The 21,234-nt window shown below is 68.4% G+C and carries 20 protein-coding genes and 1 pseudogene; 5 read left to right on the forward strand and 16 right to left on the reverse strand.

The genetic code is table 11. From position 1 onward, the window contains the following. Positions 1-39: 39 nt before the first annotated feature. Entirely contained in the window at positions 40-939 is a 900-nt protein-coding gene (locus tag H3H55_RS29505) for a LysR family transcriptional regulator (RefSeq protein ID WP_193101281.1), read from the reverse strand. A gap of 96 nt (positions 940-1,035) precedes the next feature. Between H3H55_RS29505 and H3H55_RS29510 the strand changes: the two genes are divergently transcribed. Then, positions 1,036-1,914, forward strand: a complete 879-nt coding sequence (locus H3H55_RS29510; RefSeq protein WP_193101282.1) for an aldo/keto reductase family oxidoreductase — start codon at positions 1,036-1,038, stop codon at positions 1,912-1,914. 50 nt (positions 1,915-1,964) lie between these two features. On the opposite strand, the gene H3H55_RS29515 is transcribed toward H3H55_RS29510, so the two are convergent. Further along, positions 1,965-3,167, reverse strand: coding sequence for an MFS transporter (locus H3H55_RS29515; protein WP_193101283.1), 1,203 nt, complete (start codon positions 3,165-3,167; stop codon positions 1,965-1,967). 72 nt (positions 3,168-3,239) lie between these two features. On the opposite strand from H3H55_RS29515, the gene H3H55_RS29520 reads away from it, so the two are divergent. Beyond that, complete coding sequence (locus H3H55_RS29520) at positions 3,240-4,289, forward strand: AraC family transcriptional regulator (RefSeq protein ID WP_193101284.1); 1,050 nt, start codon at positions 3,240-3,242, stop codon at positions 4,287-4,289. A 209-nt stretch (positions 4,290-4,498) separates the two neighbouring features. On the opposite strand, the gene H3H55_RS29525 is transcribed toward H3H55_RS29520, so the two are convergent. Together H3H55_RS29525 and H3H55_RS29530 are read right to left on the reverse strand one after the other, a co-directional pair. Further along, positions 4,499-4,666 carry a hypothetical protein gene (locus H3H55_RS29525; RefSeq protein ID WP_164992085.1) on the reverse strand — a complete coding sequence of 56 codons (168 nt, stop codon included), beginning with the start codon at positions 4,664-4,666 and terminating at the stop codon, positions 4,499-4,501. 56 nt (positions 4,667-4,722) lie between these two features. Next, positions 4,723-6,633 (reverse strand): DUF3857 domain-containing protein, encoded by a 1,911-nt coding sequence (locus H3H55_RS29530; protein ID WP_193101285.1) that lies wholly within the window; start codon positions 6,631-6,633, stop codon positions 4,723-4,725. Between the two features lie 364 nt (positions 6,634-6,997). Between H3H55_RS29530 and H3H55_RS29535 the strand changes: the two genes are divergently transcribed. The 3 genes from H3H55_RS29535 to H3H55_RS29545 all read left to right on the forward strand — a co-directional run bounded on the left by H3H55_RS29535 (position 6,998) and on the right by H3H55_RS29545 (position 7,739). Then, positions 6,998-7,183: a hypothetical protein gene (locus H3H55_RS29535; RefSeq protein WP_048248236.1), complete on the forward strand. Its 186-nt coding sequence runs from the start codon at positions 6,998-7,000 to the stop codon at positions 7,181-7,183. Positions 7,184-7,259: 76 nt separating this feature from the next. Next, on the forward strand, positions 7,260-7,535 hold the full coding sequence (locus H3H55_RS29540; protein WP_193101286.1) for a hypothetical protein: 276 nt from the start codon (positions 7,260-7,262) through the stop codon (positions 7,533-7,535). A 45-nt stretch (positions 7,536-7,580) separates the two neighbouring features. Next, positions 7,581-7,739, forward strand: coding sequence for a hypothetical protein (locus H3H55_RS29545; protein ID WP_193101287.1), 159 nt, complete (start codon positions 7,581-7,583; stop codon positions 7,737-7,739). A 120-nt stretch (positions 7,740-7,859) separates the two neighbouring features. Here H3H55_RS29545 and H3H55_RS29550 read toward each other — a convergent pair whose 3' ends face one another. From H3H55_RS29550 to H3H55_RS29605, 12 genes and pseudogenes are all read right to left on the reverse strand, one after another. Continuing rightward, positions 7,860-8,180, reverse strand: a complete 321-nt coding sequence (locus tag H3H55_RS29550) for a DUF1840 domain-containing protein (protein WP_048248286.1) — start codon at positions 8,178-8,180, stop codon at positions 7,860-7,862. A 311-nt stretch (positions 8,181-8,491) separates the two neighbouring features. After that, positions 8,492-8,923, reverse strand: a complete 432-nt coding sequence (locus H3H55_RS29555) for a DUF3617 domain-containing protein (RefSeq protein ID WP_193101288.1) — start codon at positions 8,921-8,923, stop codon at positions 8,492-8,494. A gap of 167 nt (positions 8,924-9,090) precedes the next feature. After that, positions 9,091-11,034, reverse strand: coding sequence for an APC family permease (locus H3H55_RS29560; protein ID WP_226800626.1), 1,944 nt, complete (start codon positions 11,032-11,034; stop codon positions 9,091-9,093). A gap of 211 nt (positions 11,035-11,245) precedes the next feature. Then, a pseudogene (locus tag H3H55_RS29565) lies at positions 11,246-12,253 on the reverse strand (glucokinase); the annotation flags it as partial. A 39-nt stretch (positions 12,254-12,292) separates the two neighbouring features. Beyond that, the gene (locus H3H55_RS29570; RefSeq protein ID WP_226800399.1) at positions 12,293-13,216 is read right to left on the reverse strand and encodes an aldo/keto reductase; all 924 of its coding nucleotides are present in this window, start codon (positions 13,214-13,216) and stop codon (positions 12,293-12,295) included. Between the two features lie 5 nt (positions 13,217-13,221). After that, positions 13,222-14,637, reverse strand: coding sequence for a maltoporin (locus H3H55_RS29575; RefSeq protein WP_193101292.1), 1,416 nt, complete (start codon positions 14,635-14,637; stop codon positions 13,222-13,224). Between the two features lie 148 nt (positions 14,638-14,785). After that, positions 14,786-15,934, reverse strand: a complete 1,149-nt coding sequence (locus tag H3H55_RS29580; RefSeq protein WP_129516563.1) for a Gfo/Idh/MocA family protein — start codon at positions 15,932-15,934, stop codon at positions 14,786-14,788. Continuing rightward, positions 15,931-16,740 carry a ThuA domain-containing protein gene (locus H3H55_RS29585; RefSeq protein ID WP_048248242.1) on the reverse strand — a complete coding sequence of 270 codons (810 nt, stop codon included), beginning with the start codon at positions 16,738-16,740 and terminating at the stop codon, positions 15,931-15,933. Before H3H55_RS29585 ends, H3H55_RS29580 begins: the two co-directional genes overlap by 4 nt. A gap of 98 nt (positions 16,741-16,838) precedes the next feature. After that, entirely contained in the window at positions 16,839-17,975 is a 1,137-nt protein-coding gene (locus H3H55_RS29590; protein ID WP_193101293.1) for an ABC transporter ATP-binding protein, read from the reverse strand. Between the two features lie 35 nt (positions 17,976-18,010). Continuing rightward, positions 18,011-18,841: a carbohydrate ABC transporter permease gene (locus tag H3H55_RS29595; protein WP_048248244.1), complete on the reverse strand. Its 831-nt coding sequence runs from the start codon at positions 18,839-18,841 to the stop codon at positions 18,011-18,013. A 1-nt stretch (position 18,842) separates the two neighbouring features. After that, positions 18,843-19,799 carry a carbohydrate ABC transporter permease gene (locus H3H55_RS29600; protein ID WP_129516561.1) on the reverse strand — a complete coding sequence of 319 codons (957 nt, stop codon included), beginning with the start codon at positions 19,797-19,799 and terminating at the stop codon, positions 18,843-18,845. Between the two features lie 68 nt (positions 19,800-19,867). Then, positions 19,868-21,145 (reverse strand): ABC transporter substrate-binding protein, encoded by a 1,278-nt coding sequence (locus tag H3H55_RS29605; RefSeq protein WP_193101294.1) that lies wholly within the window; start codon positions 21,143-21,145, stop codon positions 19,868-19,870. Positions 21,146-21,234: the final 89 nt, after the last annotated feature.

The raw sequence follows: 21,234 nt of genomic DNA on the forward strand, positions 1-21,234 counted from the left end.
GGCCGGCGCGACGCCCGCCCGCTCGTTCGGTCGCAACGCTCAGGATGCCTTGATGAAATCGATGAACGCGCGCAGTGCCGGTGGCACGAGACGGCGCCCGGGGTAATAGAGGAACGGCCCTGAAAACGGCCGCCACCATGGTTCGAGCAAGGGTTCGAGGGCGCCGCTCTCGAAATACGGGCGCAGCCAGTCTTCGAACAGATGCACGATGCCCGTGCCGGCGATCGCCGCATCGACCACCAGGTCCGACGCGCCGCCGATCTGCACCAGCAGCGGCCCGACGGCCGGCTGGATCCGCACGACCTCGCCGTCGCGCTCGAACTCCCACGGCGGCATCGATCCGCTCGCGAAACGTCCGCGCAGGCAGCGATGGTCGAGCAGGTCGCGCGGATGCCGCGGCCGCCCGTGACGGTCGAGATAACCCGGCGCGGCCGCGGTCGCGAACCGCTGAATGCGGGGGCCGATCGGCACCGCGATCATGTCCTGTTCGAGCCGTTCGTCGTAGCGGATGCCCGCGTCGCATCCCGCCGCCAGCACGTCGACGAAACTTTCGTCGGCGATCACTTCCAGCCGGATCTCCGGGTACGCGTCGAGGAAGCGCGGCACGATCGCGGGCAGCACGAGCCGGGACGCGCTGAGCGGCACGTTCAGCTTCAGCGTGCCGGCCGGTCTGTCCCGGAAATCGCCGATACCGTCGAGCGCCGCCGCCACTTCGGTCAACGCGGGCCCGAGGCGCGCGAGCAGGCGCTCGCCGGCTTCGGTGGGCACGACGCTGCGCGTCGTGCGGTGCAGCAGCCGGACGCCAAGCTGCGCCTCCAGCCGGCGCACGGCCTCGCTCAGCCCCGACGCGCTGAGGCCCGTCACGCGCGCGGCGTCACGGAATCCGCTGGCACGCGCCACTGACATGAACGCATTCAGATCACCCAGATCGGCTTGCATTGTTCGCCTTTTCGTACAACCCGTGCGGATTATGACGGCTTATCGCGCAGACGGCCAATGCCTATGCTGGGCGCACTCATCAACAGGAGCAGAGTCATGTCCGACATTCGACACACCGCCGCCTTCCGGCTCGGCAATCGCAACGTCAAACGCATCGGCTACGGCGCGATGCAGCTCGCGGGGCCGGGTGTATTCGGCCCGCCGAAGGACCACGACGCGGCATTGGACGTGTTGCGCGAAGCCGTCGCGTCCGGCGTCGACCATATCGACACCAGCGACTTCTACGGCCCGCACGTCACCAACCGGCTGATCCGCGAGGCCCTGCATCCGTATCGCGACGATCTCGTGATCGTCACCAAGATCGGCGCGCGGCGCGGCGACGACGCATCGTGGCTGCCCGCGTTCGCGCCCGACGAACTCGAACGGGCCGTGCACGACAACCTGCACAATCTCGGACTCGATGTGCTCGACGTCGTCAACCTGCGCATCATGTTCGACCGGCACGGGCCGGCCGAAGGATCGATCGAGGCGCCGCTGAGCGTGCTCGCCGAACTGCAGCGGCGCGGGCTCGTCCGCCATATCGGCCTGAGCAACGTGACGGCCGCGCAGGTCGCGCAAGGCCGGCAGATCTGCGACATCGTCTGCGTGCAGAACCACTACAACATCGCGCATCGCGGCGACGATGCGCTGATCGACGCGCTGGCCCGTGACGGTATCGCCTACGTGCCGTACTTTCCGCTCGGCGGCTTCTCGCCGCTGCAGTCGTCGACGCTGTCCGCGGTGGCGGTACGCGTCGGCGCGACGCCGATGCAGGTCGCGCTGGCGTGGCTGCTGCGCCGCGCGCCGAACGTGCTGCTGATTCCGGGCACGTCGTCGGTCACGCATCTGCGCGAGAATCTCGCGGCGGCCGACCTCGACCTGCCGGAAGACGCGCTCGCGGAACTCGACCGCATCGCGGACACCGACGCCGCCTGACGGACCGACGACCGCCGGCAGGCCCGCGAAGCGCGGGCCTGCCCGGCCGGTCAGGACACCGCCACACCGACCCGCTTCGGCACGCCGGTCACGATCGTCGCGACCGCGACGGCCAGCACGATGGCCGCGCCGACGAACACACCGGCCGCGCCGTTCGCATCGAACACGACGCCACCGGCCGCCGCACCCGTCGCGATCGCGAGCTGGATCGCCGCGACGATCAGCCCGCCCGCGCTCTCGGCCTCGTCGGGCACGGTGCGCGTGACCCACGTCGACCACGCAACAGGCACGCCGCCGAACGCCATCCCCCACAACGCGACGAGCACCGCGTCGATCATCGGCGCACGGCCGAGCGCGACGAGCGCGATGCCGAGTACGACCATCAGCGCGGGCATCGCGATCAACATCGGCCGCAGCCGGTGTTCGAGCACGCGGCCCGCGAGCGACGTGCCGACGAAGTTGGCAATGCCGTAACCGAGCAGGATCGCCGACAGCCCGTTCACGCCAACGCCCGCGACCTGTTCGAGGAACGGCCGCAGATACGTGAAGAACGCGAAATGCCCGGTGAACACGAGGATCGTCGCGAACATGCCGAGGCCGACGGTCGGACGGCGCAGCACGTCGATCAGCGTGCGCAGCCGCGTCGTGCCGCTCGGCGGCATCGACGGCAGCGTCATCACCTGCGACACGAACGCGACGCTGCCGAGCACGGCCGCGATCAGGAACACGTTGCGCCAGCCGATCAGGTGGCCGAAGTAGCTGCCCATCGGCGCGGACGCGATCGTCGCGACCGCCACGCCGCTGAAGATGATCGACAGCGCGCGCGGCACCATCGACGTCGGCACGAGCCGCATCGCGGTGGCCGTCGCCATCGTCCAGAAACCGCCGAGCGCGATGCCGAGCACCACGCGGCCGATCAGCAGCGTCGTCAGGTTGGGCGCGAACGCGACCGCGAGATTCGATGCGACGAGCAGCACCGAGAACGCGAGCAGCACGCGCCGCCGGTCGATCGTGCGCGTCAGCGCGGAGATCAGCAGGCTCGTGACCAGCGCGACCGTCGCGGTGGCCGTGACGGCCTGCCCGGCCACGCCTTCGGTCACGCCGAGGCTGTCGGCCATCGGCGTGAGCAGGCTGGCGGGCAGGAATTCGGCCGTGACGAGCCCGAAGACGCCGAGCGTCATCGCGAATACCGCGCCCCAGGCCGGTTCGCGGGGGGCCGCCATCGAGGCGGCCGGGGAAATTCCGGGATTCATGCGTCGTTCCGTGTCCGTATAGGGAGAAGTACCAATGACGGCGTATCGTAAGGAACGGCAACAGGACGGTCTATGACATACAATCCGTTCTTGTTGATCGATCGTCCGAATCTCGATATGTCCGAGCCCCTGCTTCCCCCCGTCCCCGACGTGCACGACCTCGTCAGCGAGCTGCTGCTGGGGATGCGGCTGAGCGGCGTCCAGTACCGCCGCATCCAGGTCGCGCGGCCGTTCGGGCTGAGCTTCGGCGAGGCGCCGGGCCGCGCGCAGTTCCATTTCGTCGGGCGCGGGCCCGTGCTGCTGCGCGACGCGGCCGGCGCGACGATGCGGCTCGAGGCCGGCGACGCGATCCTGCTGCCGCATGGCGGCATGCATGCGCTGGTGTCCGATCCGGATGCGCCGTGCCGCGAGATCCACGGCTTCGCGGCCGCGAAGATCTGCGATACGGTCGCGTCGGTGGCATCGGCCGGCGCGTCGCCGGCGGCCTGTGCGGCGACGGAGCCAGGCGCCGGCGATGCACTGATCTTCAGCGCGTGCATGGAGCTCGATCTCGGCGGCATGCAGCCGCTGGTCGGCACGATGCCCGAGTTCATGCACGTCGGCACGCTGCTCTCGCGCTACCCGGAAATCCGCCCGATGCTCGACGCGATGGAGCGCGAGGCCTGCTCGGCGCGCGCGGGTTTCGCGGGCATCCTCGCGCGGCTCGCGGATGTGGTCGCGGCGTTCATCGTGCGCGGCTGGGTCGAGTGCGGATGCGGCGACGCGACGGGCTGGGTGCAGGCGCTGCGCGAGCCGAAGCTCGGCAGCGCGATCGTCGCGCTGCATCGCGACCCGGGCCGCAACTGGAGCGTCGCGGAACTGGCCGCCGAAGCGGGCGTGTCGCGCTCGGTGTTCGCCGAGCGCTTTCTCGCGGCAACCGGGATGACGCCGGTGCGCTACCTGACCGAGCTGCGGATGCGGCTCGCCGCGCAGTGGATCGCGCGCGACCGAGAGGCCATCGAAGCGGTGGCGTATCGGCTCGGTTATGGCTCGCTGGCGGCGTTCAGCCGCGCGTTCAAGCGGGTGGTGGGGAAGCCGCCGGGGGCCGTGCGCGCGGACGGCGAGGCGCGCGTCGACGCGTAATGCCTGACGCGTGACGTGCGACGCCGATCGGGGCCGCTATGCGTTGCTCCGGGGTCGCTTGCTTGCTCGCCGGCGCCTTCACGGGCGCGGGTGCCACAGGCGCCGCGACCGGGGCCGGGGCGCCGTCGCGCACGCACAGCACGCCGGCCGCGAACTCGCTCGCCGGCGTCGCTCAAGCCACCGCCACCGTGCGTGATGCCCTTCCGCGTTCAACCGCTACGCGCCCCGAGCTTGTCGACCAGCGCCGTCGCGCACTGCACGGCGAGCGCCGCGCACTGCTCGGCATCCACGGCCGCGCCGCTCGCGACGGTGCCCTGCACGATCCGGCCCAGCAATTCCTTCGAGAGATCGGCGATCTCGTAGTCCCGTTCCGTCATGATGTCTCTCCTGCGCATCGGCCGATGGCGACGACGCGCTCACTGCCCCTGCCCGTTCAACGCCCTTTCGCCCGCACCACGATCTGCGCCTGCGTGTCGCGTTCGATGCGTTCGAGCGATGCGCGCAGCGCGGTGAATTCGTCGGGTGTGCACACCTGCCGGCCGAAATCCGCCGTCATTCGCCGCGTGACCTGCACGACGCGCGCGGCCGCATCGAACACGTAATGCGACGTGAAATCGACGAAGCGCGCGTGCACGGCCGCGTCGGCCGGCAGGTCGGTCACGACGACATCGGCCGGCAGTACGATCTGGCCAGTCTCGTCGAACGTGCCGCCGATACAGCCCCACGGTTGCGTGCGCACCGGTTCGGCCAGCCAGCTTTCGACCTGCGTCGCGATGCCACCCGTGAGGCTCGACAGCGCGGGCAACGCGGTCGTGCCGTCGGGCCACACGAAATGATCGAGCGTGCCCGACAGCGTCACGTCGAACGGTCCGTCGGTCACGCGCCGGTCGCTGGTCGACAGTTGCGCGCGGCCGCGCAAGCCGCTTTGCCGCAGGCGTGCGGTCGCGAGCTGCTCGATGCCGTCGTGCGTCGCGCGGCGAAACAGGTTGCGTTCGAGTTCGGCTGTCCAGCCATCGTCCTCGACGTAGGCATGAAAACGCGCGGCGCCGGGCTGCGCGGCATCGATCTCGACCCGCGCGACACGGCCGCGCGGCTGCGTGGCCGGCGTGCGCGACAGCACGCCCGTGTCGACGAGCAGCGCGGGGCGATCCATCACGATCGGCGGCAGGTAGCCGAACGCGATGCCGGCCGTCGTCGTATCCGCGTAGAGCGCGAGATCGGGCAGCCACGTGATCGCGTGATTGATCGCGCCGCCGCCGTAACCGGGCACCGACGGCAGCGTGTACACGGCGCCGAGATTGATCAGCACCGGTTCGCTGCGGATGCCGACCGCCGCGAGCAGCGCGCCGAACAGCGCGACATGGTCCTTGCAGTCGCCGTAGCGGTTGCGCAGGATGTCCGTCGCGCGATGCGGCGCGGCGGCCGTTTCGCCCAGAAACAAACCGACGTAGCGTATGTTCGCCTGCACCCAGTCGTACAGGATGCGCGCCTTGTCGCGCGGATCGGCGGCATCCGCGGTGAGCGCGCGCGCCAGCTGCACGACGGCCGGATCGTTCACGCCCGGGTCGACGGCCGCGTCGCGGTAGCGCGCGGCGAACGCCGCGTAGTCGGGCAGCGTCGACACGACGAGCCGGTCGCCGTAGGTCGGGTAGCCGACCGAGCCGTTCTCGATGCGGTCGTACGGGCCGTGCCGGTAATCGAACTCGTAGCGCGTGCGGCCGTTCGCCGTCACCGGCGGCAGCGCGACGTAACCGCGCGCGTCCGCGTACAGCGGCAGGTCGGCCGGCACGTCGAAAATCAGCCGCTGGCTGTCGACGGGCTCGCGCGACGGCTCGACGGTGTAGCCGAAGTAGCCGCGATTGACGGGCTTCGTGCGCGTCTTGCGGAACGCCACGCGCGTGCTCGACCCGGCTTCGACGCCGGGAAACACGACGGTGCGCAACAGCCCGTCCTGGAACGTCGGCGCGCCGGCCGAGCGCGGCTCCTGCACGTCGCGGATACCGTCGGCGCCGACCGGATGCGCGACGCCGTCGCGGTCGATCGTCTCGGTCGCGAGCAGGTCGACCTGTTCGAGATTCTTGTCGAACCACACGTAGCGCTGTGCGACCGCGTCGATGCCGTTCGCGTTGTTCGCGCGCAGCGTCGAATCGTCGTGCTCGTCGAGCGAGCCGTCGTGCTGGATCACGAATTCGTGGACATCGCTGACAAGCGTGACGGGCGCTTCGTCGCCCGTGTCGTGCGCGTCGAGTGGTTCGGCCGCGACCGGCCGCGCAAGCGCGCCGGCGCCGAGCGCAATGGCGCAGACGAGCAGGCAGCCGGTCCATCGGGAAGGGAAACGCACCACGTCAAAACTCTCCGCGCGTTCGTTGCTGGACGCCAGGGCCGCGCGCCGGCGCGGACGGTTCGACCCGCATGACGCGCGCATGACGGGCACGCGTGCTGCGTGCCGGTCGTGCGGACCAGTGTGGGTGACGTGCCGGCAAGCGTCAAGCCGCGTGGCGGCGGGCCGGCTCGCGACGCGTCCGGCGCGCCACGGCAACGTCACAAGCTTCGCAACATCGCAATGTCAGCCTTGTTCACTCCACACCGGGCCCGATCGATTTTTATATCATGTTGTGATATATAATTCAGACAGGTCATCCGGGCGTGCGACGTCGCCTGAACGCAACTCCGCCGGACGGAACACGCCGACATGGGAAGGAGACATCATGCTGATCAACAACGATTTCGAAATCGGTTATCTCGTGATCGCGTTCGCGCTGCTGGGCGTGATCCTGTTCGGCGCACTGCTGACGGCGCTGCATCTCGAACGGTGGCACCCGAAACTGGTCGGCGCCGCGATCGGCGCGCTGCTCGGCATCGCGCTGATCGAGGCGATGCCGCTGCTGACGTGAACACGGCCCTGCGCCGATTCGTCCGATCATGCGTCGCGCGGGGTCGGAACGGCCGGTGCCCGCCGGGGAAACCGTCATGGATTCGCCGCTCTGCCTGACCTATCGCCAGTGCGGGATCCGCGCGGTCGCACTCGTCGACCCGGTGGCCGGCGAAGGGCTCGAACTCGGCGCGCTGTACCAGCCGCTCGCGGTCGTGTACTGGCGCGATGCGGGCGGATGCCACGAAGCGCACCTGCTCGACCCGAAGCATCACGTGTTCCGCAGCGACGCGGACGCGCTCCGGATCTCGATCGCGCTGGCCAAGCGCTTCATCGACGCAAAGCTCGCCGACGCCGCCATGCCAGGCGGCTGATGGCCGGCCGCGGCGCACCTCGTCCCCCAACCTGCCGGAGGCGACATGGAAAACGGTATCGTCCAGACCCTCGTGCTGCTCGCGCTCCTCGTGTTCGCGGTGCTGTTCTTCACGGCCCGGCGCGGCCGCGACCGTACGCGCGACAGGCTGCTGCACCGGCCCGCGCGGCGCTCGCCGCGCTCGCATACGCATCGTCATCCGTAATTGCTCCGACGATCGCGCCATGCAAAAAAATCGGCCGACGGCTTGCGCGTCGTTCGACGCGAGGCCGTCGGCCTTTCAGCGGAGGTCCGGTTCCGCGGGGAGCACGCGCGCGCTGCGCGCCTACACGCCCCACATCACGTGCCGGCCCTGTTCGTGAGCCGCACGCATCATGTCCAGCAGCGGCCACGCGCGCTGCGCGAGCCCGGCTGCATGCGGCGCCGCATCGTCGCGCGGCGTCCGCGTCGAATGCTCGTGCGCGCGTTCCCGCGCCGCATCGTCCCTGATTGCCTGCTCGAGCCGCGCGATCGCGCCCGGCAGCTCGTCGGTGGAAATCACGCCGCGTACGTCGAGCCCCTTGCCGACGAGCCCCAGCAGATACTGCGCCAGATCGCGCAACATCACGATATCGGGTGCGGCGGAAGACCGAAACGTCACCAGCATCGTCATTTCCCCTTGGCGTCGCCGCGAATCCGCACGGCGCTTCGCGCCGCCGGTCGCGGCGAGGCCTGTCGACCATCCCGCCGCGCGCGATCGCCGCCCCGTTCTTCTGAACCGGACGTTCGCCCGGCACGATGCGCGCGTCGCGCGGCCGGGTTCGTTTACGGTGTAGAGGCCGGATGGCACGAAGGCCTGCTTCTATTTTATATCACAATGTGATGCATTCAAGCGTTTGGGCCCGGCATGACTGCAATCGTGTCGCGAAACGGCCGACCGGCGCGATACGCGCAAGCGATGCGCGCCGTGTCGATCCGTTACTGGCAGTCGCCGACGCGCTTGCCGCGCCACGTCCACGCGAGCGTGTACGCACCGGCCTGCGCATGCTGCCCGCGCAATTGCCCCTTCAGGTCGTAGCTGGTCGGCGTGACCGCGCCCGTCACCGTGCCGTTGCCGTGCCCCTGTTCGTTCGCGCAGGACAGCGCGACCTTCAGCGTCGTGCCCGCATAGTCCCAGTGGGTGATCGTGCAGTTGACGTTGTCGCGCTGCATGCGCGCCGCCATCGTCTTGCGCAGGTCCTTCGCGTCCGCGTCGGTCAGGCACTGGTCCGGCATCGAGCCGGACGCCTGCGGCAGCGGCTTGCCGTTCAGCGTGTAGGCGGTTTCGTCGTGCCATACGCCCGGCGACACGGTCTGTGCGAATGCAGACACAGCGAAGCCGGCGAGTCCGGCGGCAAGCAGGAATTTCATGGAGGTCTCTCGGAAAGGATTTGTCGTTCGATTGATCGCGCCAATGCGCCGCGCATCTTAGCAAATCTTTTCCGATGATTTCGACTGCAGAACGTCCCCTTTCGAGCCGGCGCGATGAGATCGTTTTCACGCGTTCGCGGCGCCGGCCGCTGGCCGACGCGCCGCCGTCAGCCGACGTTCATCGGCAGCAGCACCATCTGCTTGCCCTCGACGTGCAGGCGCGCCTGCAGCTCGACGGGCGTCTGGTTGTGCAGCCACGCGGTCAGGAAATTCACGCGCCGGAAGATCAGCTTGCTCGCGAAGCACACCGCGTTCGGATAAACGTCGAGCGTCGACGACGCGAGGTTCATGAACTCCACGACGGGATTCGTGCCGAACGCGATCCGGTAGTCGGCCGCGATGCCGTTGCGGCGGCAGTGCGCGACATAGTAGTCGAGCGCTTCGGTGATCGAGTGACGCAGCCGTTCGAGATGTTCGTGCCCGTCGTACGCCTTCGCGTCGACCTCGCCGACCGCGAGGAAGATCACGTTGCGGAAGTGCCCGGGGAACAGCCGGTTGACCCACAGCAGCGCGTGCATGCTCGCGCCGCGATGCTTGCCGACCAGCAGCACGGCCGTCGGCTGCGACGGATCGGGCTTGCCCGGCGCGGTAGCCTCGTCGACCACGGGCGGCTGCCCCGAGAACAGCGCGTCCTCTTTCGCGAGCTGCGCGCGCGTGTACGCGTAGTGGCGGTTGATCATGAAGCACAGCGCGATCACCGCGCTCGTCACGAGCACCGTGAGCCAGCCGCCCGCCGTGAACTTCTCGATCAGCGTGATGACGAGCACGGTCGCCGTCACGCTCAGCCCGAGCGCGGACAGGAAGAAGTGCTTGAACCAGCCGCTCTCGCTGCGATGGCGCCACCAGTACGTGCACAGCCCGAGCAGCGACATGCTGAACGTGAGGAACACGTTGATGCTGTACAGCACGACGAGCACATCGACGTTGCCGTGCGTCCACAGCAGGATCAGCAGGCTCGACAGGCCGACGACGATGATGCCGTTCTGCCGCACGAGACGCGTCGACAGGTCACGGAAATGGCGCGGCACCCATGAATCCGACGCCATGTTCGACAGCACGGCCGGACCGTCGAGAAAACCCGTCTGCGCACCGACCATCAACAGCCCGGCCTCGAACGCGAGCACGGCCGCGAGCAACGCGTGGCGCGCGAACGCCGAGCCGAGCCCGAGATGGTCGATCACGCTGCCGAATACCACTGCGTTGAGCGTCTCGCCTTCGACGGGCCGCGCATGCCAGAGCATGTACAGCAGGATGATGCCGCCGGCCGTGAACGCGAGCGACGTCGACATGTACCACATCGTCACCTTGCCGTTCGGCACGCGCGGATCGGCCAGCATGTTGACGTTGTTCGACACGGCTTCGAGGCCGGTATACGTGCCGCCGCCGAGCGAGAACGCGCGCATCAGCAACGCGAGCATCACGAAGACGCCGAGCGACTGCGACATCCCGTGCGCCTCGTGCACCGCATCGGGCACGATCATCGCGAGGTTGCTGCCGTGCACGGCGACGCCATACACGATCAGCCCGAAGTGCAGGATCACGAAGCCGATGAAGATCGGCAGCAGCACCATGATCGATTCGCGCATCCCGCGGAAGTTGAGTCCCGTCATCATCAGGATCAGCACGATCTCGGTGGTGAGCTTGAACGCCTGCGCGCTGACGGGCAACAGGCTGAAGAACGCATCGACGCCGCTCGCGAGCGACGTCGCGACGGTCAGCACGTAGTCGACCAGCAGCGCCGCACCCGACACGAGCCCCGGCTTCGCACCGAGCAGCGCAGTCGCGACGCGGTAGCCGCCGCCGCCCGTCGGGAACAGCTCGATCACCTGGTTGTAGCCGAGCGCGATGATGAACACGGTCGCCGCCGTCGCGAGCGCGAGGAACAGTGCAAGCGGCGTGTGGTGCGCCAGCGCGAGGAACGCCTCTTCCGGGCCGTAGCACGACGACGACAGGCCGTCGGCGCCGAGCCCGACCCAGGCCAGCAACGGCGTCACGGCGATCGCATGCCGCGTGCGCGGATCGAGCGGGTCCAGCGGCTTTCCGACGAACATCTGCCACACCTTCTGGAATGCAGTCACGACTCCTCCGGAACGCACGACGCCTCGGCGACACTCCTCTAAAAGTAAATGAGTTCCGGGACGACTTCCAGTCGGCGTATTCCATAGGACAGCGTCGCGCGCCCGATTTCTTTCGACATGCTGACTTATTACAGACAGTCGCACTACAACGCCGCCGGCCGGACTCGCGTCAGCCGGCCTCGCCCAACGCGCGGGCGAGCAGGCGCGACACACCGACGAACGCCGGATGCGGTGCGGTGATCACGAAGGTCGGAATTTTCGCGAGGTAAGCGGCAAAACGGCCCTTCGCCTCGAAGCGGGCTCGAAACGGCGATGCATCGAACAATACCCCGAGGCGCGGCACGACGCCCCCGCCGATATGGATGCCGCCGGTCGCGCCGAGCGTCAGCGCCAGATTGCCCGCGAACGTGCCGAGCATGCCGCAGAAACAATCCAGGGTCGCCATGCAGCGTGCGTCGCCGGCGAGCGCACGATCGATGATCGCGGCCGTATCGGCCGCGTCGGCCCGCGGTGCGTCGCAGCCGTCGCGCGCGGCGAGCGCCGCGTGAATCACCGCGATGCCGGGGCCCGCGACCAGCCGCTCGAACGACACGTGCGGCCAGCGCGCCCGCGCGTACTGCAGCACGTCGGCCTCGCGTGCATCGGCGGGCGCGAACGACACATGCCCGCCCTCCCCTGACACCGGCACCCAGGCATCGCCCGCGCGCACGAGCGCCGAGACGCCCAGCCCCGTTCCCGCGCCGAGCACGCCGATCGTACCCGCGGGCGCCGCGTGCCCGCCGCCGACCTGCCGCCGTTGTCCCGCGGGCAGATGCGGCACGGCCATCGCCAGCGCCGCGAAGTCGTTGAAGACGTGCAGCGTGTCGAACCCGAGCGCGCGGCGCGTCGCGTCGATCGAGAAGCGCCAGTCATGATTGGTCATGCTGACCATGTCGCCGTCCACGGGATTGGCGATCGCGATCGCCGCGTTCCGCACCCGTGCGCCGCCCGTGTCGCGCAGGAACGCGCGCACCGCGTCGTCCATGCCGGCATGGGCGCTGCATCGATAGACGCGCACGTCGCCGATCCCGCCAAGCGCGGTCTCCAGCGCGAAGCGCGCATGCGTGCCGCCGATGTCCGCCAGCAAGCGGGGTTCGCCGGCGCGCACGCCGCGTGGCGCGACCGGATCCCCGTTGAGGGTTGCTACGCTCATCCCATCTCCCGAATTGTCATCGTGTATCGATCGCAACGGTCATGGCACCTCCACGCCGCGCGCCGCGTCCAGCAGTTCGAACCAGTGCTCGCGCCCGAGCGCGATGCGGGTCGCCGCTGCCGCTTCGCGCAGCGCCGCGATCCGGCTCGACCCGACGATCGGCAGCGGCCGGCACGGCAGCGCGAGCAGCCACGCGAACAGCACCGTCGTCGCGGACACGCCGAGCGCGTCGCCGATCCGCGCCGCGCTCTCGCGCACCCGAATCGCGGCGGGCGACGCCTCCGTCAGCACGCGTCCGCCCGCGAGCGGCGACCACAGCATCGGCGGACAGCGCCAGTGCTGCGCCTGGTCGAACGTGCCGTCGTCGAGCGGCGAGAGATGCAGCAGCGAGCATTCGACCTGGTTCGTCGCGAGCGACATGCCGTGCGCCGCCATGCGGTCCTGCAGCAACGCGGCCTGCGCCGGCGTAAAGTTCGATACGCCGAAGTCCCTCACCTTGCCGTCGCGCCGGAGCGCGGCAAAGGTCGCGGCGACCTCGTCGGCATCCATCAGCGGATCGGGCCGATGCAGCAGCAGCAGATCGAGCCGGTCGGTGCGCAGCGCACGCAGCGACTGCTCGACCGACGCGACGACATGCGCGGCGCGCGTGTCGTAGTGCTTGATCCCGTGCGCGGGCCGGCGCGCGGACACGAGCCGGATCCCGCACTTCGTGACGATCTGCATCCGGTCGCGCAAGTGCGGCGCATCGGCCAGCACGTCGCCGAACAGGCCCTCGGCCGTGTAGTCGCCGTAGATGTCCGCATGATCGAAGCTCGTCACGCCGAGTTCCAGCGCCGCGTCGACCAGCGCACGGCGCTCGCGGACCGACAACGCCCAGTCGCCGATCCGCCACATCCCGAACACGATGCGCGAGAACGGCGCGGCATCGGCCCCCATCGATATCGTCGTACAGCGTTCCGTCATGTCGTTCACCACCACCATTCGACTTGCGCGCCGACCGTCGAGCCCGAGCGCGAGGTACCGAAAATGCCCGTCGTCGACAACGGATCGCCGGGCGCCGCCGCGTCCTGCGCCGCCTGGTTCCAGCGCGCATACGTGTAGAACACGCGGAATTCCGGCCGCGACCAGAACGACCGGTCCATCGCGAGCGTCAACGCGACGCTCGCCTTCAACAGCGTGCGCGTCGGACCGCCGGACGGCGTCACGCGATCGTGCCCGAGGTCACCCTGCAGCTTGATGTGCTGCGTGAACGCGTACACGGGCCGCACGCCCATCGACACCCACGTCTGCGAACCGCCCGACGGCGCGATGTCGCGCTGATAGATGCCGACCACCTGGCCGCTGAAGTTCTGCGTCGCCTGCCAGTCGAACGCATCGAGCACGCGAAAGCTCTTGTAGCGGTTGTCGTTCGTCAGCGTGCCCGTGTAGCTGAGGCCCGTGCCCGGGCCGACGCCATACTGGAACGCGAGCTTGTTCTTGCCGCCGAGCAGATTGGTCTGCACGTGCTGGACCGTGAACGACCAGCCGCTGTGCGCGTCCTGCAGCACGCCGCTCGAATTCAGCACCGGCGCGCGGGCCGGGATGTACGACAGCCCGAACTGCAGTTCGCCACCGGGGTTCGGATGCACGCCGGACAGTTGCAGGTCATGGCGCGTCGCGTAGTTCGGCTGGTCGATGTAGTCCTCGCGGAACAGCGCATAACTGAGCTTCAGGCCGCCGCCGATCGGCACGTTCTCGATGCCCGCGCCGAGGCCGCTCGGGTTCCAGTAATAGAAGTCGTTCATGTGGACGTCGTTGCGCCGGTAGTAGATGCGCCCGAACCAGACCCGCATGTCGTCGAGCCCCGGAAAGTTCGTGAGCTGCACGTACGACTCCGGCATGCGAATCTTGCCGTGATCGCCGCTGAAGGTCGGCGCGCGATCGAGATCGTTGACGAGGCTCGCCATCCCCACTGCCGACAGCTGCATGCCGTTCGAGAACTTGTACAGCGTCTGATCGATCTCCAGTTCGCTGTAGACCTGGCATTCGTTGCCGAGCCGGTATTTGCTCGGTGCGCCCGGTAACTGGAAGCAGGCCTGCGTATGGCCGTCGCTCGTACCGACGCCGGCCCGCATATAACCATGGAACTGCGTCCACGGCGTCAGCTGGTTCCAGGCCGACGACGGTGTCGGCGTCACCACGTTGGCGGGGCTCGTGTCGGCCGGCACGACGCCGGTGGCCTGCGAGAGGCCGCCCGGCGCGCTGTCGGCGACTGTCGTGGCCGGGTCCGGCGCCGCATGCAGCGCGGCCGACGCGACGGCCAGCGAGAAAGCGGCGGCGAGCCGCGTGAGCCTGAACGGGGTGCGTGCGGGGCCGCGCGCGGCGCAGCCTGCTTCGTCGATCATGAACGTGTCTCCAAACGTTGTTTGTGCGCCGCGTGCAATGCGCGGCGTCATCGAATAGGTGTGTGTGCTGCGTCGTCCGTCATGCTGCTGACGGGCCGGCGCGGTGGACGATCCGCGCGCCGGCCCGGTACGAAGTCAGCGCGCGGCTTCAGCCCGCGACGTCGAGGTCCACCACCGGCGATGCGGCGACGGCCGCCGGTCCCGGCGCGTGAATGCGGATCGGCTCGCCCGCGGCCGCGCTCGCATAGATCGCGTCGAGAATCTCCATCACGATCAGCCCTTCCTCACCGGGCGCGGGATGCGGGACATCGCACAGAATCGCTTCCGCGTAGTCGTACATCGCGGAATGCGCGCCTTCCGCGGGCGGATTCAGGCGCATGTCGAACTGCGCGCCGTTCTGCTCGATGAACACGTGCGCGTCGAACGTGTAGCCCTCGTTCAGGTTCTTCTGCAGCAGCCCGGCACGCGTGCCGAGCAGGCGGGTTTCCATCAGCTCCGCTTCCTGGATGTTGGTCGCCCACGACGCCTCGAGCGCGAGCGTCGCGCCGTTGTCGAAGCGGATCAGCGCGGCCGCGAGATCCTCGACGTCGAACGTCTTGCCCGCACGCGCCGCCAGCTCGCGCGCGATCGGATCGTAGGTGCTGCCCATCACCCACACGGGTTTCGGATAGCCCATCAGCCACAGCGCGAGATCGAGACGATGCACGCCGAGATCGATCAGCGGCCCGCCGCCCGCCAGCGCTTTCGTGCCGAACCAGCCACCGAAGCCGGGCATCCCGCGGCGTCGATGCCAGACCGTCCGCCCGAAATAGAAATCGCCGAACAGGCCGCTTTCGACCTGTGCCTTCAGCGCGCGCGACTGCGCACTGAAGCGGTACGAGAAATTGATCATCAGCCGCTTGCCGGCGCGCTGCGCGGCGATCAGCATCTCGCGCCCTTCGTCCGCGTTCAGCGCCATCGGTTTCTCGCACAGCACGTGGCAGCCGGCGTCGAACGCGGCAAGCGTCAGCTCGCGATGGAACTTGTTCGGCGTGCACACGCTGACGACGTCGAGCTTCTCGGCGGCAAGCATCGCGTCGGCCGACGCGTAGCGCGCATCGATGCCGAACGCGTCGCCGACCTTCTCAAGCCGCTTCGCATCGGGGTCGGCAATCGCGACCACGTCGACGTCCGGATGCTCGCGCCACCCTTCGATATGCTTGCGGCCGATCCCGAGCCCGATCACGCCGACGCGCAGGCGCCGGCCGCGCGCGATCGCCGCCGCTTCCGGCAGCTCAACCTTGTAATCGTCGTTCATGCGAGGTCTCCTGCGCCTTGCTGGATGCCGACGTGCGCGAACTGCTGGCTTTTCTCGCTGAGCTTTTCGAGCGGCGGCGAGTTCGGGCAGCGGTCGGCGAGGTTCACGCGCGGCGCGGCCCACTGCACCGCGTTCGCGATCACGCGCTGCACGTTGCGGTCGTGATAGGTCGGGTAGGCTTCGTGCCCGGGGCGGAAATAGAAGATCCGGCCATGACCGCGCTCCCAGCAGCAGCCCGAGCGGAACACCTCGCCGCCCTCGAACCACGAGATGAACACGGTGCTGTCCGGTTGCGGGATGTCGAAACGCTCGCCGTACATTTCCTCGTGCTGCAGCTCGAAGTACTCGCCGAGCCCGGCCGCGATCGGATGCGACGGTTCGACGACCCACAGCCGTTCCTTCTCGGCTGCCTCGCGCCACTTCAGCGAGCAGTTCGTGCCGAGCAGGCGGCGGAAGATCTTCGAGAAGTGCCCGGAATGCAGCACGATCAGGCCCATCCCTTCGAGCACGCGGCGCTGCACGCGCTCGACGATCTCGTCGGAGACTTTCGCGTGCGCCTTGTGCCCCCACCAGATCAGCACGTCGCACGCGGCGAGCCGTGCTTCGCTGAGGCCGTGCTCGGGCTGGTCGAGCGTCGCGGTGCCGATCTCGAGCGGCAACGCACCGTGGCCGAGCGCCGGCGTCTCGGCGAGCGCGCTGGCGATCACCTGGTGCAAGCCATCGGGATAGATCGCGCGCACGCCCGCGTTTTCCCGTTCGTGCTCGAACTCGTTCCATACGATCACTGAAAGCTTCTTGTTTAGCATGACTATCCTTTATCGATGATTTGGCGCCCATTCGACAGCGGCCATGCGCCGTGGCCGCCTGAAACCTGTAGTTGAACTCGCCGGGTACCGCGCGCCGCTCAGGCGATCGCGAGCGCCGGCGCGGCAGGCTCGCGCGGCGTGCGTACCGCCGCGCGTCCGTCCGGATGAAACAGATGCAGTGCGCCGGCCGGCAGATCGACGCGCAGGCGCTCGCCGACCCGCGCGCCGGCGGCATCGGTCTTCGCGACGATCGGCTGGTCGCACAGCGGCGTGTCGAGATACAGATAGGTGTGTTCGCCCATCTGCTCGACGTGCGCGACCTGGCCGGTCACGGCGCCGGTGCCGACCCGCACGTGTTCGGGGCGAATGCCGAGGGTCACGCCGGCGCCCGTCTCGAGGCCGTCGCCGGACACGTCGGCGCCGAGCGGATGGTCGCGCACCAGCACGCGAACCTCGCCGCTGCCGGCCGCCGCGACGCTGGCCGGCAGGAAATTCATCGCGGGCGAGCCGATGAAACCGGCGACGAACTGGCTCGCCGGCCGGTGATACAGATCGAGCGGCGTGCCGATCTGCGCGACGCTGGCGATTCCGCTACGCCCTTCGAGCGGCCGCAGCAGCACGATCTTGTCGGCGAGCGTCATCGCCTCGACCTGGTCGTGCGTCACGTAGATCATGCTGGTGCTGTCGAGGCTGCGGTGCAGCTTCGCGATCTCGACACGCGTCTTCACGCGCAGCGCCGCATCGAGGTTCGACAGCGGCTCGTCGAACAGGAACACTTTCGGCTTGCGGACGATCGCGCGGCCGATCGCGACACGCTGCCGCTGGCCGCCGGACAATGCGCCGGGCTTGCGTTCGAGCAGCTCGCCGAGGCGCAGCGACTCGGAAGCGAGCCGCACGCGCCGGTCGATCTCGTCCTTCGGCAGGCGCAGATGACGCAGGCCGAACGCCATGTTTTCGTAGACGGACATGTGCGGATAGAGCGCATAGCTCTGGAACACCATCGCGATGTCGCGCTGCGCGGGCGCAAACGTGTTGACGCAACGGCCGTCGATCCACACGTCGCCCGCGCTCTGTTCCTCGAGGCCGGCGACGATCCGCAGCAACGTCGACTTGCCGCAGCCCGACGGGCCGATGAACACGCAGAACTCGCCCTGCTCGACCGTGAGATTCACGTCGCTGAGGATGGGGGTCGTGCCGAACTGCTTGCGAAGACCGCTCAACTTGATCTGACTCATGTTTTCCCTCTTGATCCTGTTCGGGCCGCTACGCGTCAACCCTTGACCGCACCGGCAGTCAGGCCGGAGACGATTTGCCGCTGGAACACCAGCACCAGCAGCACAAGCGGCACGGTGACGATGACCGACGCGGCCATGATGGTTCCCCACGGCAACTCGTAGCTGCTCGCGCCCGAGATCATCGTGATCGCGACCGGCACCGTGCGCTGGCTCGACGAGATCATGAAGGTCAGCGCGAACAGGAATTCGTTCCAGGCCGACACGAACGCGAGCAGCGACGTCGCGGCCAGTGCCGGCCGCAGCAGCGGCATGAAGATCCGGAAGATCAGCGTGAACACGCCGACGCCGTCGACGAGCGCCGCCTCCTCCAGCTCGCGCGGCAACTCGCGCATGAACGTGACGAGAATCCAGATCGTGAACGGCAGCGTGAAGATCAGGTCGGACAACACGAGCGCGCCGAGGTGGTCGTACAAGCCGAGCGAGCGGACCAGCTCGAACAAGCCCGACAGGATCGCGACCTGCGGAAACATCGACACGCCGAGAATGCACATCATCAGCACTCCACGCCCACGAAACGACACGCGGCCGAGCGCATACGCGGCGAGCACCGACACGGCGAGCGACAACGCGACCGCCCCGCCCGCGACGAGCGCCGAATTCAGCAGGTACGCGCCGAACGGCTGGTCGCGGAACAGCTGGCGATAGTTGTCGAGCGACGGGCTCGCCGGGAACAGCGATGTATCGAACAACGCGTCGCCATGCTTGATCGACGTGCCGATCATGTAGACGAACGGAAACAGCGAGATCACCAGCACGAGCGCCGACAGCAGCCCGTGAATCGCGATGTCGAGCGGATGCTTCTTCATGTCACGCCTCCTGCATCCGGCGGCGGCTGACCGCCATGTAGCCGATGGTGAACAGCACGATCGTGACGAACAGCAACATCGCCGACGCCGACCCGAACCCGACCTGCTGGAAATCGATCAGCTGTTCGCGCACATAGATCGACATGCTTTTCGTGATCCGGCTGTTCGACGTCATCACGTAGATCAGGTCGAACACGCGCAACGCGTCGAGCGAGCGGAAGATCATCGCGACCAGCACGCCGGGCAGGATCAGCGGCAGCGTCACCGAGCGGAACACGCGCCAGCGCGGCACGCCGTCGACACGCGCGGCCTCGTAGCAATCGCGCGGCACGGTCTGCAGCGCGGCGAGCATCAGCAGCGCCATGAACGGCGTGGTCTTCCACACGTCGACGAGCACGATGGTCGGGAACACGAGGTGCGCATCGGCGGTAAACGCGAGCGGCTCGTGGATCGCGCCGATCGACATCAGCATCGCGTTGACGATCCCGAACTGGTCGTTGAGCATCCAGCTCCAGATCTTCGCCGACACGACGGTCGGGATCGCCCACGGCACGAGCACGGCCGCGCGCAGCAGCGTGCGCAGCCGCGACGGCACGTCCAGCAGCAGCGCGACGCCGAGGCCCGTGCCCGTCTCGAGCACCACCGACACGACGGCGAACAGCACGGTATTGCCGACGGCCTGCCACCAGGCCGGGTCGCGCAGCACGCCCGCCGCGCCGAGATAGTTGTCGAGGCCAACGAAATGACGCTGCGACAGGTCGGACAGTTGCGCGTCGGTCAGGCTGAACCACGCGGTGCGCAGCAGCGGCCAGCCGGCGATTGCCGCCAGCGTGAGCAGTGCGGGCGCCACCAGCAGCCACGCCTGGCGCCGGCGCGCGCGGGCAAGCCCGGCTCGGGCCCGGACAGGTTCCTGCACGAATGCAGGAGTGCTACTTATCTCGATGCTTCCGGTTCTCATTCGATGTCTCCTGTCAGGCCGGCACCCTGCGGAGGCCGGCCCGATCGATCAATCGCGCGCCGCGGCGCTCAGTGCCAGCTGCCGCCCGGCGCGAGCCGGTTGAGCGTGGCGGCGAGCCGCGCGAGCGCACTCGCTGCGGTGTCGCTGCCGGCGAGCACGTCGTGCGCGGCATTCCAGAACTGGTTGCTGACCTGGTTGTACTTCGCGCCGGTCACGGTCGACGGCCGTGCGACCGCCGTGCTGAAGGTCGGCAGCAGGTCGGCCATGAACGGGTTGGCCTGCAGGATGTCCTTGTCGCGGTAGAGCGCCGGCATCGTCGGGTTGAACGACGCCTGGATCGCGCGCATCTTCTGCACGTCCGCGCTCGCCATATACATCACGAGATCGGCGGCCAGTTTCGGGTTCGGCGAGTAGCGCGACACGGCGAGCTGCCATCCGCCCAGCGCGGCGGCCGGGCGGCCGTCGGCGCCGCCCTTCGGCAGCGGCGCGATGCCGACCTTGCCCTTGATCGGGCTGCCCGTGCGATTCGCGATCGCCCATGCGTACGGCCAGTTACGCATGAACACGGCGTTGCCGGCCTGGAACACGCCGCGCGCCTCTTCTTCGCCGTAGTTCAGCACAGCCTTCGGGCTGATCGTGCCGACCCATTTCGCCGACTGCTCGAGCGCCTTGATCGCGCCCGGGTTGTCGATGGTCACGCGGCCCTTGTCGTCGACCACCGTGCCGCCGTTGTAGCTGCTGACCCATTCGAGCGCATCGCAGGTCAGCCCTTCGTACGCGCGCCCCTGCCACACGTAGCCCCAGACCTTCTCGTTGCCGGCGGCACGCTCGCCCGACTGGACCTTGCGCGCGGTGGCATCGAGCTCCTCCCACGTGGCGGGCACCTTCACGCGGTACTTGTCGAGCAGGTCCTTGCGGTAGTAGAGCAGCCCCGTATCGATGAACCACGGCATCGCGACCAGCTTGCCGTTCACCGTATTGTTCGCGACGATGCTCGGGAACGACTGGCTTTCCAGCCCCTTGCTGTACGGCTTCAGGTCGATCAGGTGGTTCGCGAGGATGCCCGGCCAGACCGTATCGATCTGCATCACGTCGATCTTGTCCGAACCGCCGCCGAGCAACTGCTGATAAAGCGCCAGCGTTTCGCTCGAGTTATTGGGCATGCTGATGAACTCGACCTCGTTGCCGGTCTTCTCGGCCCACCGCTTCGCCGAGACCTGGCAGATGTCCTGGTCGACGCCGGCTGCGCCGCATGCGATCCGCAGCGTCGCCGCGCCAGCGCTGGTGGCCGTGGCGGCCGTCATCGCGAGCGCCATCGTCAGCAAACCTGCCTTGAGCTTCATCATTCGGTGTCTCCAGTTTTTTTTCGAATCGTTCGAATCGTGCGCCGCGGTGTCGCGAGCGCGTCGCCGGGTGCCGTGGGTCTATGAGACTC

The sequence above is a fragment of the Burkholderia sp. Z1 genome (genome assembly GCF_014893795.1).
GTDB classification, from domain to species: domain Bacteria; phylum Pseudomonadota; class Gammaproteobacteria; order Burkholderiales; family Burkholderiaceae; genus Burkholderia; species Burkholderia theae.

Coding starts and splice junctions, on each gene's coding strand:
- H3H55_RS29535 (WP_048248236.1), top strand. CDS start 6,998: ATGCTGATCAACAACGATTTCGAAATCGGTTATCTCGTGATCGCGTTC.
- H3H55_RS29560 (WP_226800626.1), bottom strand. CDS start 11,034: ATGTTCGTCGGAAAGCCGCTGGACCCGCTCGATCCGCGCACGCGGCAT.
- H3H55_RS29590 (WP_193101293.1), bottom strand. CDS start 17,975: ATGAGTCAGATCAAGTTGAGCGGTCTTCGCAAGCAGTTCGGCACGACC.
- H3H55_RS29525 (WP_164992085.1), bottom strand. CDS start 4,666: ATGACGGAACGGGACTACGAGATCGCCGATCTCTCGAAGGAATTGCTG.
- H3H55_RS29555 (WP_193101288.1), bottom strand. CDS start 8,923: ATGAAATTCCTGCTTGCCGCCGGACTCGCCGGCTTCGCTGTGTCTGCA.
- H3H55_RS29540 (WP_193101286.1), top strand. CDS start 7,260: ATGGATTCGCCGCTCTGCCTGACCTATCGCCAGTGCGGGATCCGCGCG.
- H3H55_RS29515 (WP_193101283.1), bottom strand. CDS start 3,167: ATGAATCCCGGAATTTCCCCGGCCGCCTCGATGGCGGCCCCCCGCGAA.
- H3H55_RS29520 (WP_193101284.1), top strand. CDS start 3,240: ATGACATACAATCCGTTCTTGTTGATCGATCGTCCGAATCTCGATATG.
- H3H55_RS29600 (WP_129516561.1), bottom strand. CDS start 19,799: ATGAGAACCGGAAGCATCGAGATAAGTAGCACTCCTGCATTCGTGCAG.
- H3H55_RS29550 (WP_048248286.1), bottom strand. CDS start 8,180: ATGCTGGTGACGTTTCGGTCTTCCGCCGCACCCGATATCGTGATGTTG.
- H3H55_RS29605 (WP_193101294.1), bottom strand. CDS start 21,145: ATGATGAAGCTCAAGGCAGGTTTGCTGACGATGGCGCTCGCGATGACG.
- H3H55_RS29585 (WP_048248242.1), bottom strand. CDS start 16,740: ATGCTAAACAAGAAGCTTTCAGTGATCGTATGGAACGAGTTCGAGCAC.
- H3H55_RS29595 (WP_048248244.1), bottom strand. CDS start 18,841: ATGAAGAAGCATCCGCTCGACATCGCGATTCACGGGCTGCTGTCGGCG.
- H3H55_RS29570 (WP_226800399.1), bottom strand. CDS start 13,216: ATGACGGAACGCTGTACGACGATATCGATGGGGGCCGATGCCGCGCCG.
- H3H55_RS29505 (WP_193101281.1), bottom strand. CDS start 939: ATGCAAGCCGATCTGGGTGATCTGAATGCGTTCATGTCAGTGGCGCGT.
- H3H55_RS29545 (WP_193101287.1), top strand. CDS start 7,581: ATGGAAAACGGTATCGTCCAGACCCTCGTGCTGCTCGCGCTCCTCGTG.
- H3H55_RS29580 (WP_129516563.1), bottom strand. CDS start 15,934: ATGAACGACGATTACAAGGTTGAGCTGCCGGAAGCGGCGGCGATCGCG.
- H3H55_RS29575 (WP_193101292.1), bottom strand. CDS start 14,637: ATGATCGACGAAGCAGGCTGCGCCGCGCGCGGCCCCGCACGCACCCCG.
- H3H55_RS29510 (WP_193101282.1), top strand. CDS start 1,036: ATGTCCGACATTCGACACACCGCCGCCTTCCGGCTCGGCAATCGCAAC.